This is a genomic window from Marinifilum sp. (assembly GCF_965230805.1).
GTDB lineage: Bacteria > Bacteroidota > Bacteroidia > Bacteroidales > Marinifilaceae > Marinifilum.
The window spans coordinates 2,108,289-2,124,912 of record NZ_OZ246019.1; the positions used below are offsets into that span (position 1 = coordinate 2,108,289).

The window sequence follows — 16,624 nt, forward strand, 5'->3', positions numbered from 1 at the left end:
ACATTTTTTTTGAATAACAAGTGATTAGAAACAAATATAGTTTTCTATCAATTTGTTATACATTGGATAAGAGTAAAGAAAATATTTTTAAAATTAAACAAGGAATTAAGAATACAAATATCTGATTGTAGTATGTTGCCTAAATATGATGTAATAGTGGTAGGAGCTGGGCATGCGGGATGTGAAGCAGCAACAGCAGCGGCAAATCTAGGTTCATCAGTTCTTTTGATTACAATGGACATGAATAAGATTGCCCAAATGTCATGTAACCCCGCAATTGGTGGAATTGCGAAAGGTCAAATTGTTCGCGAGCTTGATGCACTAGGTGGATATACAGGTATTGTTACTGATCGTTCATCCATTCAGTTTAGAATGTTGAATCGATCGAAAGGCCCTGCAATGTGGAGTCCAAGAGCCCAATGTGATAGAATGGTCTTTTCCTCTGAATGGAGGAAAATTGTAGAAAATACAGATAATTTAGACATGTGGCAGGATGCTGTGATTGGCCTTATTGTAGATAATGGGACTGTAAAAGGTGTAAAAACCAAACTTGGAATTGAGATATTGTCTCAAACAGTTGTGCTTACTAATGGAACTTTTCTTAATGGACTAATGCATGTTGGAAGAGCACAGGAGAATGGAGGTAGATCTGCAGAGCCTGCATCTGTTGGGATTAGTGAACAGTTAAAATCTTTCGGCTTTAAAGTAGGAAGAATGAAAACCGGAACACCAGCTCGCTTGGATGGGAGAACTATTGATTTTTCTGTAATGAGAGAACAAGGTGGTGAAGATGGTTTTTACCAATTTTCTTATTTAAAAGATCATGTCAATAGAAAACTTCTTCAAAGGCCTTGTTATATTACCTATACAAATCCTGATGTACATGATAATTTACGTGAAGGATTTGAAGACTCTCCAATGTATAATGGTACAATACAAAGTACTGGTCCAAGATACTGCCCCAGTATTGAATCGAAGCTTGCTACTTTTTCTGAAAAGAATGAGCATTTGTTATTTTTGGAGCCAGAAGGGGAACATACGCATGAATATTACATTAACGGATTTTCATCAAGTTTACCTTGGGATATTCAACTTAAAGCCCTGCAAAAAGTACCTGGATTGGAAAATGTAAAAATGTATCGACCCGGATATGCAATCGAGTATGATTACTTCGATCCAACTCAATTGTATCACACGTTGGAAACCAAAATTATTTCGAAGCTTTATTTTGCAGGACAGATTAACGGAACAACCGGTTATGAAGAAGCAGGAGCTCAAGGTATGATTGCTGGAATAAATGCAGCATTATCAGTTCAGGGAAAATCGGATTTTACTCTTAAAAGAGATGAAGCATATATTGGAGTTTTAATCGACGATTTGGTAACAAAAGGAGTTGATGAGCCATATCGAATGTTTACCTCTCGTGCCGAGTATCGAATATTATTACGTCAGGACGATGCAGATGTTAGACTAACTCCAAAAGCATTTGAGTTGGGATTGGCCGAAAAGATAAGAATGGATTTGCTCGAAGAAAAAATTAGCTATAGGGATAAACTATTTAATTTCTGTAAAGAGTTTAGTTGTAAATCTAAATTCCTAAATCCGGTTCTTGAAAAATTGGGAACAAGTCCGTTAAAGCAAGGTGTAAAATTGTATGATATTATTTTACGACCTCAGGTTGGAATTCACGATTTAATTGAGAATGTTACTCCATTAAAAGAGGTTATAAACGAAATCCCAAATCGAAGAGATGAAATTATTGAAGCAGCCGAGGTATTGATAAAGTATAGTGGATATATCGATAGGGAAAAATTAATAGCGGATAAATTGACTCGTTTGGAAAATATCGACATAAAAGGTAGGTTTGATTATATGACATTACAGTCTTTATCAACCGAAGCCAGACAGAAGTTGGACAAGATTCAACCACAGACAATAGGGCAGGCATCACGTATTTCTGGTGTCTCGCCAAGTGACATAAACGTTCTTTTGGTACTTATGGGACGATAATGTTCCACGTGGAACCAAGGGGTATTTTTCAAATGATTACTCCTTAAAACGCCCGAAATCGATCTCCTTGTCAAAAGCAAAGTGATAGTTTCGGGCCTTTTTGTAAGTGTATTTGCACTCTTAAATTCTCTAACATGAAAGATCAAAATTTTAAAATATCGGGTAAAATTGTAGATGTAATTTCACGTGAAATTGTTTCAGGTGAAATTGAAGTAGTTGATGGCCGAATAAAATTCATATTGCCAAAAGCAGATGTTCCCGATCAGTACATATTGCCTGGATTGGTCGATTCTCATATGCATATCGAAAGTTCGCTTTTAATTCCAAGTCGATTTGCAGCTGAAGCAGTAAAGTGTGGAACCTTGGGTTTGGTAACCGATCCGCATGAAATTGCAAATGTGCTTGGCGAGATTGGAGTTGATTTCATGATCAACGATGCAAAGAAAGTTCCACTGGAAATAAAGTTTGGAGTGCCTTCTTGTGTTCCGGCAACAGAACATGAAACTTCAGGTTTTGTTTTGGATAGTAATATCGTGGAAAGTTTGCTTAAAAGAGAAGAAGTAGTTTGCCTGGCCGAGGTAATGGATTTTGTTGGCGTGGTAGAGGAGGATCTGGAAGTACTCAAAAAAATAGTTTTTTGTAAAAAGTTAGGAAAGAAAATCGATGGACATGCACCAGGCTTAAAAGGTGCGGATCTGAAAAAATATGTTGCCGCTGGAATTTCTACAGATCATGAATGTTCTACATTGGAAGAAGCATTGGATAAAATTGCTTTGGGCATGATGATACAAATTAGAGAAGGAAGTGCGGCGCGTGATTTTGATGCTCTATGTTCATTGCTTGAAACTCATCCAGAAAAGGTAATGTTGTGTACCGACGATTTGCATCCTGATGATATGGCTGAAGATGGGCATATCGATTATCTAATAAAAAAAGGATTGGAAAAAGGATATGATCTTTTTAATTTATTGAGAGCAGCCAGTTACAATCCAATTCATCATTACGGGTTGGATTTGGGTCTGATTCAAAATGGAGATTCAGCAGATTTTATTGTAGTGGACAATCTGGATTCCTTTGATGTGATCGAGTCATATCGAAAAGGGGAGTGTATTTATAAAAATGGAAAAGCTTCATTCGAAGTTCATAACGAAATTTTATTAAATAATTTCAGTCGAAAAGCAATCCAGTTATCGGATTTAAATGTCCAACCTAAAAATGGCAGAATAAAAGTAATGGTTGCTAAGGATGGAGATTTGATTACCGATTCCATTTTATGCGATCCAAAAATAGAAGCTTCAAATCTGATTGCAGATGTTGAGAATGACCTGCTAAAAATGGTTGTGATGAGTCGTTACGATAATGGAAAGCCGGTTGTTGGATTTGTAAAAGGTTTTGGATTTAAGAAAGGAGCCATTGCTGAAAGTATTGCTCACGACAGTCATAATATTATAGCTATTGGTACAAGCGATGAAGAGTTGATTCATGCCATAAATACCCTGATTGAATTAAAGGGTGGAATTGTGGCAGTGAACAAGGGCGATAGCAAATTTGTAAAATTAGAAGTAGCAGGATTGATGTCGAATAAAACAGGAAAGGAGTTACTGAATGATTATTCAGAGCTAAGAGATTTCGCTTCGGTTCTGGGATCAGATTTTGAATCTCCATTCATGACACTTGCATTCATGTCTCTATTGGTTATTCCAAAATTAAAATTATCCGATAAGGGATTATTCGATGTAGACCAATTTAAAGTGGTAGATTTATTCACCAATGATTAATAATTCTCTGTATAGTAATCGATGATTAAAAACAAAAACATTGACCATTTAAAATCTCTGATTTTAGCTTTACCTGAAGAACCCGGTGTATACCAATTCTTCGATGAGAACAATACCATTATCTATGTAGGGAAGGCAAAAAGGTTAAAGCGTAGGGTAGCTTCTTACTTTAACAAAGTGCACGACAATGCAAAGACCAATATCATGGTTCGAAAGATTTCGGATATCAAGCATATTGTTGTAAACTCGGAAGAAGATGCATTGCTACTAGAAAATAACCTGATTAAAAAGCACCAGCCCAGGTACAATGTTTTACTAAAAGATGACAAATCATTTCCATGGATTTGCATCAAGAAAGAAAATTTCCCTCGCGTTTCTGTTACCCGGAATCTGGTGAAAGATAGTTCGGAATATTTTGGTCCATTCACAAGTGTTAAGATGGTGAAAACACTTATGGACTTGATTCGTTCATTATACAAGCTTCGAACCTGCAATTTAAGTTTAAACAATGAATCAATTTTAAATGGTAAATTTAAAGTTTGTCTCGAATATCATATTGGTAATTGTAAGGCCCCATGCGAAGGGAAGATCAAGGAGGATGAATACAATGAAACCATACAGGTGATTCGAAATATTCTGAAAGGTAACATCCGAATGGTTACTTCTCACCTTAAGAATAAAATGACAGATCTTGCAGAAGAATTTAAGTTTGAAGAAGCACATGTAATTAAAGAAAAGCTTGAATTGCTGGATAAATACCAGAGTAAATCTACCATTGTAAATCCATCCATTAATAATATTGATGTGTATTCTATTTTGGATGATGAAGAATCGGCATATGTCAATTTTTTAAAGGTAGTAAATGGAACCATTATCCAGGCTCATACAATTGAGTTAAAAAAGAAAATTGAGGAGAGTAAAGAAGATCTGTTGCTTCTTGCCATTACTGAAATCAGACAAAAGATTTTTAGTACTGCAAATGAAATCCTCGTTCCTTTCGAAATAGATTTGCCATTCTCTGGGGTCAAATGTTTGGTTCCTCAACGTGGAGACAAGCGAAAATTATTGGACTTATCCTTACGCAATGTCAAATATTACCGTCTCGAGAAGTTAAAGCAGGGTGAAAAATCCAAAAAGCAATCCAATTCTGATCGAATCTTGGAAAGGATGAAAACAGATTTACGATTAAAAGATCTTCCGGTTCATATTGAATGCTTCGATAATTCGAATATACAGGGAACAAATCCTGTTGCTTCCTGTGTTGTATTTCGAAATGCCAGGCCTTATAAAAAGGATTATCGACATTATAATATAAAGACGGTAGTTGGTGCAAACGATTTTGCTTCAATGGAGGAAATTATTTATCGCAGGTACAAAAGATTATTGGAAGAAAACCAAACATTACCGCAGCTTATCGTAATCGATGGTGGGAAAGGACAATTGGGTGCGGCCTTAAATAGTTTGGGGAAATTGGATTTGCGAGGAAAAATATCACTCATAGGAATCGCAAAGAAATTAGAAGAGATTTATTTTCCAGGCGATCCTTATCCATTATATCTTGACAAGAATTCTGAAACATTAAAAACGATTCAGCACTTGAGAAATGAATCACATCGTTTTGCCATTACATTTCACAAGCAGAAACGATCCAAAGCATTTATTGGTTCGGAATTGGATCGAATAGAAGGAATCGGTCCAAAAAGCGTGCAAAAGTTAATTCAAAGGTTTAAGTCGGTTGAAAATGTGAAGAAGGCCACATTGAATGAAATCTCTGAAGAAATTGGTAATTCAAAAGCTTTAAGTGTCTGGAAATATTTTAATTAAATGAGTTTATCTGTATTAAATTGTAGATTGTAAATTACTCCTTTTCAGATACTTACTATCAAATAATTTATTAAAAAAATAACTGATATAGTTCTTTAGAGCTGATATTATTAAAGTATAAGTCTAGATTAATTAATTCAATAGTTTTGAAAATCAATGTATTAATGTGACTTATTCCTTTAAAGGTATCTAAAAAGCTTTGAAATTGCTCTCTTTTAATGCAATTGCCTGTAATTTCCAGTTCTATAATAAAACCTTTTTCCACTTTCATTTCAATTTCAAGAATTTTACCGGAAGAATAGGCGCACAACTTTTCAAATTGATAATTGGGTGAATATCCATAATTCCATTGCCAGGTTAGAAATTTATCCGTCTTTATTTTCTCAATTGCATTTAAATCTTCTTCAGAGAATGTAAATGCTGTGGAGTTAGGATAGGTATTTTCAAATTCCTGGATAAGCAAATCAGCAAAATCTGTTATCGAAATAGGAGAGGACAAGTATTCGGCAATGTTGGTTACACGACTTCTAATGGATCTTACGCCTCTGTCTTTATACTTTAATGGATTTACCTTTAAGAGTTGGTTTAAGCGCTTTAAATCGCTTGAAAATAGCATTGTGCCATGTTGCATCACCTTATTCTTATATACATGCGATGCATTTCCCGAAAACTTCTTCCCATCAATGGTCAAATCGCTCTTGCCTTCAAACTTGGCATTTACATTTAGCTTTTGAAGCGAGTTGATAATTGGTTGGCTATATGCCTTAAAATCGACCAGCTTTCCTTTTTCTCCTTTCTTGATCAGGCAATAGTTAAGGTTCCCAAAATCATGATATACTGTTCCTCCTCCCGACAACCTGCGAGTCACCGGAATATTTTCGGCATTCACACGATCAAGATTGATTTCGGCCAGGGTATTCTGATGTTTTCCAACAACTAGTGAATCCCGATTAATGTAAAGGAAAAAGAAATCTTCATCGTAATTTTTTAGAAGATATTCTTCACAGGCCAAATTGAAGTAAGGATCGTTTGATTCACTAATAAAATAATTCATGATTTTAATATTTTTTTCCGATCACAAATATCACTATTATTTATGAAAGATATTAATTTAGACTTAATTTTGATAAGCTGATTTTTTTTAACATGTCATCGATTTCATCAATGATTCCTAATCAGACTGACTTATCTTTAAAATCTGCTTTAAATAGCACCCCTAATATAAACATCTTTATAAATATTTAGTTATGCGAGTTGTAATACAACGAGTAAGTAAAGCCTCTGTGACCGTTGAAAATGAAATTGTTGGGCAAATTAACGAAGGTTTGATGATTTTGGTAGGAATCGAAAATGAAGACAACAAAGAAGATGCAGATTGGCTGACTAAGAAAATTTGCAATCTTAGAATTTTTGATGATGAAAATGGTGTAATGAACAAATCCTTACTTGATGTGAAAGGGAATATCTTAACAGTAAGTCAGTTTACCTTGCACGCCAAAACTAAAAAAGGCAACCGACCATCATATATCGCGGCAGCAAAGCCTGATATTTCTGTACCCATTTACGAGTATTTTGTGAAAGAATTGGAGAGAGAATCAGGCACAAATGTACAAACTGGAAAATTTGGTGCTCATATGGAAGTGGCATTAGTGAACGATGGACCGGTAACAATTATAATCGATACCAAAAACAAGGAATAAATGGATGAATTGACGATAAAGGAAGCGCAGAAAAGAGTAGATGATTGGATCAAAAAATATGGCGTTCGTTATTTCAACGAGCTCACCAATATGACCATTCTCGCCGAAGAGGTAGGAGAGGTGGCCCGTATCATCGCAAGGAAGTACGGCGAACAATCATTCAAGGAAAAAGATAAAGAAGTTGATTTGGCCGATGAAATGGCAGATGTACTTTGGGTTTTGATATGCCTTGCTAATCAAACGGGTGTTGATTTAAATGAGGCACTGCTCAAAAATCTCGAAAAGAAAACAAATCGTGACTCGACTCGACATAAACAAAACACCAAACTTTCTAATGATTAATGAAATAAGATAAAAATCACACATTAGGAACTGTTTTTTTGTATAGTTTTGTGACTTAACGAAGAGTACTAAAAAGTACGAAATGGAGAAATCAGTGAATAGATTCGCAACCGGTAAAAAAATAATTAATGACATTTTGAAACTTCAAAAAATGAAGAAAAACATTTTAGAGATCTTGAAAACGTACAATCTGGAATTGAACGATCAAGAAGTGGCAGATCAGGTAAAAGAGATTATCGCTTCTGATTACGATTCATTGTACAGTGTAGAGAATTTAAAGAAAAATTTTTCGTTAATCGATTTAACAACTTTAAATTCTACCGATACACACGAAAGAGCCAAAAGTTTTGCTGAAAATGTTAATAACTTCCGGAATGATTTTGACATGCCAAATGTTGCTGCAATCTGCGTATATCCATACCAAGTTCCAACATTAAATGAAAACTTAAAAGCAGAAGGTGTTAATATTGCTTCTGTGGCCGGTGTTTTCCCATCTTCACAATCATACATTGAAGTTAAGGCATTAGAATGCAAAATGGCTGTTGAAAAAGGAGCCGACGAAATTGATATCGTGATTTCAATAGGAGCTTTCCTTGCGGGCGATTATCAAACTGTATTCGATGAGATTGTGGCTCAGAAAATAGCATGTGGAGAAGGACATCTAAAAGTGATTTTGGAAACTGGCGAGTTGGAAACAGCTTCAAATATTAGAACAGCTTCAATTTTAGCAATGGAAGCCGGTGCAGATTTCATTAAAACATCAACAGGGAAAGTATCTGTTAACGCTACACTTGAGGCTGCATACATAATGACCAAGTCAATTACCGAATATTACGGGAAAACAGGTCGTATGGTAGGATTTAAACCAGCAGGAGGAGTCTCCACTGCAAAAGATGCTATCGAATTTTATACCATATCAAATCACAACTTAGGGGAAAAGTGGTTAAATAATAAATACTTAAGAATTGGGGCTTCGAGTTTGGCTAACAATCTTCTTAGTGAGATTCACAAAATGGAAACAGGAGAAGAAAAATCAATCACATATTTTTGAGATACTAATTGTAATTTTTCATAAAAGTCGGAAACTTTTTCCGACTTTTTGCGTTATATTAGGCCAACAATACTTATCGTTGAAACATTATTGATAATATTATTAAGCTGCTTACAATTGACACAGACATTTAGAGAATCCTCAGAACATCTACAACAGAAAATAAAACAACTGGAAGCCGAACTAAAGAATGTAAAGCAATCTTATGAAGCCAAGTCTGGTTTATTTAAACATTTATTTCGAAATGCTAAAAACCGAACTCAGGATAATCTATCCGTAATCGATACTGATTTTACTTTAGTAGAAGTGAATAATAATCAGTTAAAGCAAATTGGAAAAAAAAGAGCGGATATTATAGGACAAAAGTGTTACAAGGCGATTTATGGTTTACAGAAAGAATGTGAGGAATGTATTGTTAAAGATGTCGTTGCATCGAAAAAAGCAAATCGATTTTTAAAATCCTCTGAAGTTAATAATTCAATAAATTTTGAAGAGAAGCTAATTAATCCTGTACTAAATGAGCATGGAGAGGTTGAAAGGTTGGTTATTGAGAGTAAAGATATTTCTGGTTATTATCAATTGGTTGATAAGGTAGGGCAAAGAGACGATTTTTTTAAAAACATTTTTGAATCCGCAGGCGATGCTTTTTTAATTCATGATTCTAAAGGGAATTTTCTTGATTTTGGCTCAAACTTACCTTCATTGCTTGATTATAAAAAAGAGGAATTTAAAAAACTAAGAATTGATGATATAGATGACCCCACTTACTCAATAAAGTTTGATGCTAGACAACAACAAATGAAAAACAAAGATCATGTTTTATTTGAAACCGAATTGATTAAGAAATCTGGAAAAAGAATTCCTGTTGAAGCTAGTGCAACTTTAATTCCATTGCAAGGTGAACGAATCTTCTTTGTTTCAATTCGCAATTTAGAGAAGAGAAAAGTGGCCGAGGATAAACTCAAAATAAGCGAGAAAAGATTCCGAACTTTGGTAGAAAATGCTTCGGATATAATTATGAGATTTAATAGGGAATACAGATTCCTTTTTGTTAATAATGCTACAGTTAAACTATTACACATTGAAAAAAAAGAGTTTATTGGTAAAAGAAATGAAGATATTGGCTTTCCTAAATCTTTGTGTGAATTCTGGGAACGAGAAATGGAATTTGTGTTTCAGAGTTCAGAAATAAATGTAGTTGAGTTTTCGATTGAGTTAAATGGCGAACTGAAATATTTTGATTGGCAATTGATTCCCGAATTTGATGACAATGGCAAGGTAGCTACCATAATGGCTATTGCCAGAGATATAACAACTCGCAAGTTAAACGAAAAAGCTTTGGAAGAGGCTATAAAAACCAAAGATAAATTTTTCTCAATTATTGCTCATGATTTAAAGAATCCTTTTAATGCGATGTTGCCAATTGTTCAAATTTTAAAAGAGAATCACACCCATATGAAACAAGAGCAATTAACCAGTATGATTGACTTAATTGATTCTTCTTTGAAGCAAGAATACAGTTTGCTTAATAATCTACTGGAGTGGTCTAGAGCTCAAACAGGTGCTATGCAATTAAAAACCGAAAAAATAAAAGTACGAGAATTAGTAGATTCTAATTTATTACTGCACAGAGTAAAGGCAGAAAGCAAGAATATTGAGGTTAAAATAAATAGTGAAACAGATTTTGAAGTACTTGCAGACAAATATACGGCAGAAACTGTAATTAGAAATCTTATATCAAATGCTTTTAAATTTACAAATATTGGAGGTACGATTAATATTAATATTGGTGAGAAGAATGGCGAAATCTACTGTAGTATTGAAGATAATGGGGTAGGAATAAGTACTGAAAATCAACAAAAACTTTTTAGAACAGATACCAATTGTAGCTGCTTGGGAACTTTGGATGAAACAGGAACTGGCCTTGGGTTGATTTTATGCAAAGAGTTTATCGAAAAAAATGGCGGATCAATTCTTGTAGAAAGTGAATTAGGAGTAGGGAGTAAGTTCACGATTTGTTTGCCGAAAGCTACTTGAGTTATTTATTTCTGGAAATTGCATATTCAACCAATTCCTTTAATGATTGATTCGCTTCAGAATTAGGAAAATCAGTCAAAATAGCTAAGGATTTTTCTTTGTACTCAAGCATTTTATTCCGAGTATAATCAATACCTCCTTTTTCCTTCACAAACTGAATTAATTCACTTACTTTTTTAGAATTTTTATTGTGTTTTCTGATAATTTTAATAGCCCACTTTCGTTCTTTATCAGAAACATTACGTAGTACGTAAATCAACGGAAGAGTAAGTTTTTTTTCTTTAATGTCATTCCCAGTGGGCTTTCCTATATTTCCTTGTTTTTCATAGTCGAACAAGTCGTCTTTCATCTGAAAGGCTACACCCAAATATTCACCAAATTTCTTTAATTCTTCTTGCTGTTTTTGATTTGCTCCTACCGAAAGAGCTCCCAAATGTGTACAAGAAGCAATTAAGCTTGCAGTTTTTTTGTAAATGATATCAAAATAAATATCTTCTGTAATGTCCAGTTTACGTGATTTTTCGAGTTGTAGCAGTTCACCTTCACTCATTTCTTTAACAGCATCCGAAACTACTTGTAACTGATCATACTCTTTATTTTTCAAGGCAAGTAATAATCCTTTCGAAAGTAAAAAATCTCCAACCAGAACAGCAGCTTTTGATTTCCAAAGAGCATTTAGCGAGAAAAACCCTCTTCTTTCGTAGGCTTCATCAACAACATCATCATGAATAAGCGTTGCGGTATGCAGTAATTGAGTTAAAGCAGCAGCAACATAAGTCGATTCTACAATATCTCCAACCAATTTGGCGCTAAGAAAAGTAAGAATGGGTCTTACTTCCTTACCTTTTCGTTTAACAACATAATTATTGATAATATCCAGTAAGCGGACTTTGCTTTTCATCGATTGCTTAAAGTAAGAATCGAACTGTTCCATTTCCTTTTCAATAGGAGCTTTTATATTACGAATACTGCTTTTTTTCAAACCCATAGAAACCAAAGTTAACAATTTAAACCTCTCTTGAAAGCCTTACTGAATCTAATTTTTAGATACAAATATCTCTTTTTTATTAAGACTACAAATAAATTATCTACAAAACGAGAAATTTAAATATTTCGATATGATTGTAGTTTTGATTCACGAATATATTTATATATTTGCATTTGATAATTTACGTGAATAAGCTTAGTATATGAAAATTAAAGAATTAGAACCTGAAAAACTGGAGCAGGCGGCAAATATGCTAAAAGCAATCGCCCATCCAATGAGAATTGCAATTTTGGGTTATCTGGAAGATGGTAAGAAACTTACGGTGACTGAAATTCATGAATTACTTAAGATAGAACAATCTACAACTTCTCATCATTTAGGAATTTTAAAGGATAAAGGTGTTTTATCTTCAAAACGCGAAGGAAAAAATACGTACTATTTCCTTAAGCACTGTAGTTTGAGTAATATTGTTGATTGTATCAGCAATTGTACAAATGGATAAAATGTAAACCGGTATCATCCGGTTTTTTTATGACATAAAAAATGGCAAAGATTAGATTAACAAAAGAGTTCCATTTTGAAATGGCTCATGCCTTATGGAATTATGATGGATTGTGTAAAAACATACATGGTCATTCTTATATTTTATTTGTTACAGTAATTGGAGAACCGATTACAGATAAAGCAAATCCTAAGTTGGGAATGGTTATGGATTTTGGAGATTTGAAAGGGATTGTAGCTGAGGAGATTGTTGATCAGTTAGATCATGCATTGGTTCTTAGCAAAGACACACCAAATATCGATCAACTGAATATTCCTCAAATGTTCGATCGGTTTTTTGTGATGGATTACCAACCAACTTGTGAAAATATGATTGCTGATTTTGCAGAAAGAATAAAAGTCCGATTACCAAAAGAGGTAAAATTGCATTCGCTAAAACTGCATGAAACAGCAACCTCATTTGCAGAATGGTATGCTTCTGATAATTAAATAACACCTTTTTAAGATATGTTAAGCTCGAATACATTATTCGGGCTGTTTTGTTATCTATTGATTTGTAATTCGGTCTACTTTATTCATTAATAATTAATCAATGTTAATTGCGATAGCGGTATTATCTTGTATTTTTGTTTGAATACATTAATACATTCAATTTTATGCACTCATCAGCAAGTAATTCCGGCAAAAAACTATTTTTATTAGATGCGTTTGCCTTGATATACAGATCATATTACGCATTTATCAAGAATCCAAGGTTTACATCAACAGGCATTAATTCTTCAGCAATGTTGGGATTTACTAACACACTTTTGGAAGTGCTTGAAAAGGAAAAACCATCGCACATTGCAGTTGTTTTTGATCCTGTAGGTCCTACTTTCCGTCATGAGATGTTTAAAGAGTACAAGGCACAGCGCCCGCCAATGCCAGAAGATCTTCGCAAGTCAATTCCATATATCAAAAGCATTATTCAAGGATTTAATATTCCTGAAATAGATGTGAAAGGATTTGAAGCAGATGATGTAATTGGAACATTGGCAAAAAAGGCCGAAAAAGAAGGTTATAAAGTTTACATGATGACGCCCGATAAGGATTACGCCCAATTGGTAAGTGAAAATATTTTTATGTATAAACCAAAACGTTCGGGAAAAGAAGTTGAAGTTTGGGGAATTCAGGAAGTAAAAGAAAATTTTGGTGTTGATCAACCCGATCAGATCATCGACTATTTGGGATTGATGGGTGATTCTGCCGATAACATTCCAGGTTGCCCGGGTATTGGACCTAAGACTGCACAAAAATTGATAGGATTATACAAATCGATAGATGGACTCTATGAGAATACAGACCATCTAAAAGGAAAACAGAAAGAAAAAATTATAGCCTCAGAAGAGCAAGTTCGTTTTTCGAAAGAGTTGGCAAAAATTGCATTGAATGCTCCGATAGATTTCGATGAAGAAAAATTTAAATGATAGATTTTAACGAAGCCAAGTTGAAAGCTGTTTTTAAGGAATTGGAATTTTTTACGCTTGCTGAACGTGTGTTCAAGAATCAAGGTGATCTTTTCACTGCTCAGACTGAAAAATCTACGGACAGTGAGTCTACAGAAGAAAAAGAAGTCATTCTCAGAGACATAAATACTTTAAACTCCAAGTTTTTTGTGCTTGATAATGAGCAGGTAAGAGCCGACTTAAAGGCGGAATTGTGCATTCAAAAAGAGTTCGCATTTAGAACAATTTTGACTGATTCCGATCCAAACACCTCAAAATTGAGAGGAATGTGCTTCTCATTTAAGAACGACAAGTCTTTTTTTGTTCCGTTACCGGATAATGTTGAAGAAGCCAAAAAAGTTGTTAAGGAATTCAAATACATTTTCGAAGATGAGAAAATCATAAAAATTGGTCACGATTGTAAAAAGGACATTTTAGCACTTCGTTGGTTGGATTGTGAAGTGAAGGCTCCAATTTTCGATACCATGATTGCTCATTACCTGATTCAACCAGAAGTAAAGCATGAATTTTCTTTTGTTGCAAATTCTGTTTTAAACTACAACGTAATTCAGGAAGAGGAGAAAGGAAAAGGCAAAAAAGCACAATTGAGTTTAATGCTGGAGGAAGAGCCAGTGAAACACGATCAATATTGCGAAGAAGTTGTGCTTGGTTTAGAGCTAAAATCAGAGCTTGAGAGTCAAATGGAGGCCAATGGTCTAAGCAAATTGTTTAACGAGGTTGAAATGCCTCTTATGAGCATTCTGGCTGATATGGAATTCAATGGTGTTTCTTTAGATGTTCCAACCTTGAATGATTATGCCAAGGTACTTATCGAAGAGGTAAATGGAATAGAGGCTGATATCAAAGAAATGGCGGATGCAGAGTTCAAAGTTGCATCGCCAAAACAGTTGGGAGAAGTCCTGTTTGAGAAAATGGAGTTGGATAGTAAAGCTAAAAAGACCAAATCAGGGCAGTATTCTACTTCCGAAGCTGTACTTACCAAATTAAAAGGCAAGCACGATATCATTCAAAAGATTTTGGATTTCAGATCATTGAAGAAATTGATTTCAACCTATGTAGAAGCTCTACCAACCTATATCAACCAAGCTTCTGGTAAAATTCATACTTCGTTCAATCAGGCCGAAGCAGCAACTGGTCGTTTGAGTTCTACAAATCCAAACCTGCAGAATATTCCAATTCGAACAGAGCAGGGAAGATACATTCGTAAGGCATTTGTTCCATCTACAGAAGATCACATTTTCCTTTCTGCCGATTATTCGCAGGTTGAATTGCGTTTAATGGCGCACATGAGCAAGGATCAGAACATGATAGATGCTTTTAACCATGCAGCAGATTTCCACCAGGCAACTGCAGCAAAAATTTACAAATTGCCAATCGAAGAGGTAAGCAAAGACATGCGTAGCCGTGCAAAAACTGCGAATTTCGGTATCATTTACGGCATTTCAGCATGGGGATTGGCCGAACGCTTGGACATCTCAAGAAAAGAAGGGAAAGAGCTTAAAGATGGTTATTTTGAGTCCTATCCTGAAGTGAAAGCATTTATGGATGCTAGTATTGAAAAAGCACGTGAGGATGAGTTTGTAGAAACTTTGATGGGCCGACGCAGATATTTAAAAGATATCAATTCTAGCAATGCAATTGTACGTGGAGTAGCCGAACGAAATGCCATTAATGCACCAATTCAAGGTTCAGCAGCCGATGTAATTAAAATTGCCATGATAAACATCGACAAGCGGATGAAAAAGGAGGGAATGAAATCGAAAATGATCATTCAGGTGCATGATGAATTGAACTTCGATTGCCTAAAATCCGAACTGGAACAAATGAAAGTAATTCTTCGTGAAGAAATGGAAAACGCAGTTCAACTAATCGTTCCACTTACCGTGGATATGGGAGTGGGAGAGAACTGGCTGGAAGCGCATTAATTCTAGTTTTACGATATAAAAGTGCTGAATAGAGATTGATTCTTTGTTCGGCACTTTTTTTAGATAATCTTATGTTTTTTGTAGATTAGTATGCAAATCAGAATTAATTAATACTCAATCGAAAAGATTCGATGAATATAGAATTGAAATATTTTACGGGAACAGGAAATTCTTTAAAAGTTTTAGAGATATGCAATTCTATTTTCAAGAACTCAGGTCATGCTACCAGTATTTCCGAAATTTCATTAAATGAAAAAAGCCTTCCGGAATCTAACTTCCTTGGTTTTTGTTTTCCGGTTTATGCTTTTGGCATACCAAGAATTTGTCGCAAATACTTAAAAGGATTGGAACCTTTTAAAATGAAACAGAATGTCTTTCTGCTAATTACAGCGGGTGATTCTGAAGAATCAGGATTTGCAATTAGCGAATGCAGGAAGATATTGCGCAAAAAGAATTGTGAGATTATTTATTCTGCGATAGTTCAAATGCCAATAAATTGGACAACATCTCCAAAACCACCATACCCTCCTTCAAAGGAAGAAGCAATAAAAATTATTAAAGAAGCTGAAATTAAGACCAAAGAAATAGCACAAGATATATTAGACGGAACAGTAAAACATCACGATTTTAACTATCCCAAAAGGTTTTCAATATTTAAGTTTTACTGGGATTACTTGCTATTTAAGTACCTGGGAGTGCAAAACATGTGGCGACTGTTTGAGGTTTATAATAGTTGCAATGCATGCGGACTTTGCGCTAAAATTTGTCCATCCAATAGTATCCAAATTATAAATCAGAAACCTGTTTGGAGTGAAACTTGTGAACAGTGTATGAGATGTGTAAATTTCTGCCCAAAAGAGTCGATATATCAATTGCAAGGTGGAGATACGAAAGGGAAAAATAAATATCATGAACCTGATTATAAACCGAAGTATAATTACTCATAATTAGGTATGACCCAAA

The 16,624-nt window shown here is 34.6% G+C and carries 14 protein-coding genes; 12 read left to right on the forward strand and 2 right to left on the reverse strand.

The annotated features are described in order from the left end of the window. Positions 1–132 precede the first annotated feature (132 nt). The 3 genes from mnmG (at position 133) to uvrC (ending at position 5,612) form a co-directional block, all read left to right on the forward strand. Positions 133–2,010 (forward strand): tRNA uridine-5-carboxymethylaminomethyl(34) synthesis enzyme MnmG, encoded by a 1,878-nt coding sequence (gene mnmG / locus ACO05S_RS08435; RefSeq protein WP_421921069.1) that lies wholly within the window; start codon positions 133–135, stop codon positions 2,008–2,010. A 134-nt stretch (positions 2,011–2,144) separates the two neighbouring features. After that, positions 2,145–3,788, forward strand: a complete 1,644-nt coding sequence (ade, locus tag ACO05S_RS08440) for an adenine deaminase (protein ID WP_421921070.1) — start codon at positions 2,145–2,147, stop codon at positions 3,786–3,788. Positions 3,789–3,809: 21 nt separating this feature from the next. Then, positions 3,810–5,612, forward strand: a complete 1,803-nt coding sequence (gene uvrC / locus ACO05S_RS08445) for an excinuclease ABC subunit UvrC (protein WP_421921071.1) — start codon at positions 3,810–3,812, stop codon at positions 5,610–5,612. A 70-nt stretch (positions 5,613–5,682) separates the two neighbouring features. On the opposite strand, the gene ACO05S_RS08450 is transcribed toward uvrC, so the two are convergent. Then, entirely contained in the window at positions 5,683–6,666 is a 984-nt protein-coding gene (locus ACO05S_RS08450) for a lipoate--protein ligase (protein WP_421921072.1), read from the reverse strand. 193 nt (positions 6,667–6,859) lie between these two features. On the opposite strand from ACO05S_RS08450, the gene dtd reads away from it, so the two are divergent. The 4 genes from dtd to ACO05S_RS08470 all read left to right on the forward strand — a co-directional run bounded on the left by dtd (position 6,860) and on the right by ACO05S_RS08470 (position 10,742). After that, complete coding sequence (dtd, locus tag ACO05S_RS08455) at positions 6,860–7,312, forward strand: D-aminoacyl-tRNA deacylase (RefSeq protein WP_421921073.1); 453 nt, start codon at positions 6,860–6,862, stop codon at positions 7,310–7,312. Then, positions 7,313–7,654 carry a nucleotide pyrophosphohydrolase gene (locus ACO05S_RS08460; protein ID WP_421921074.1) on the forward strand — a complete coding sequence of 114 codons (342 nt, stop codon included), beginning with the start codon at positions 7,313–7,315 and terminating at the stop codon, positions 7,652–7,654. It abuts the gene before it with no gap. A 151-nt stretch (positions 7,655–7,805) separates the two neighbouring features. Further along, complete coding sequence (gene deoC / locus ACO05S_RS08465; protein WP_421921075.1) at positions 7,806–8,705, forward strand: deoxyribose-phosphate aldolase; 900 nt, start codon at positions 7,806–7,808, stop codon at positions 8,703–8,705. 117 nt (positions 8,706–8,822) lie between these two features. Next, positions 8,823–10,742: a PAS domain S-box protein gene (locus ACO05S_RS08470; RefSeq protein ID WP_421921076.1), complete on the forward strand. Its 1,920-nt coding sequence runs from the start codon at positions 8,823–8,825 to the stop codon at positions 10,740–10,742. A 1-nt stretch (position 10,743) separates the two neighbouring features. Here the strand turns inward: ACO05S_RS08470 and ACO05S_RS08475 are convergent, their stop codons facing one another. Next, entirely contained in the window at positions 10,744–11,730 is a 987-nt protein-coding gene (locus ACO05S_RS08475) for a polyprenyl synthetase family protein (RefSeq protein WP_421921077.1), read from the reverse strand. 202 nt (positions 11,731–11,932) lie between these two features. On the opposite strand from ACO05S_RS08475, the gene ACO05S_RS08480 reads away from it, so the two are divergent. The 5 genes from ACO05S_RS08480 (at position 11,933) to ACO05S_RS08500 (ending at position 16,608) form a co-directional block, all read left to right on the forward strand. After that, positions 11,933–12,232, forward strand: coding sequence for an ArsR/SmtB family transcription factor (locus ACO05S_RS08480; protein ID WP_421921078.1), 300 nt, complete (start codon positions 11,933–11,935; stop codon positions 12,230–12,232). A 41-nt stretch (positions 12,233–12,273) separates the two neighbouring features. Then, the gene (locus ACO05S_RS08485; RefSeq protein WP_421921079.1) at positions 12,274–12,720 is read left to right on the forward strand and encodes a 6-pyruvoyl trahydropterin synthase family protein; all 447 of its coding nucleotides are present in this window, start codon (positions 12,274–12,276) and stop codon (positions 12,718–12,720) included. 167 nt (positions 12,721–12,887) lie between these two features. Further along, entirely contained in the window at positions 12,888–13,697 is an 810-nt protein-coding gene (locus ACO05S_RS08490) for a 5'-3' exonuclease (protein ID WP_421921080.1), read from the forward strand. Further along, the gene (gene polA / locus ACO05S_RS08495) at positions 13,694–15,661 is read left to right on the forward strand and encodes a DNA polymerase I (protein ID WP_421921081.1); all 1,968 of its coding nucleotides are present in this window, start codon (positions 13,694–13,696) and stop codon (positions 15,659–15,661) included. The genes ACO05S_RS08490 and polA overlap by 4 nt, the downstream gene beginning before the upstream one ends. A gap of 131 nt (positions 15,662–15,792) precedes the next feature. After that, complete coding sequence (locus tag ACO05S_RS08500) at positions 15,793–16,608, forward strand: EFR1 family ferrodoxin (protein WP_421921082.1); 816 nt, start codon at positions 15,793–15,795, stop codon at positions 16,606–16,608. Positions 16,609–16,624 lie beyond the last annotated feature (16 nt).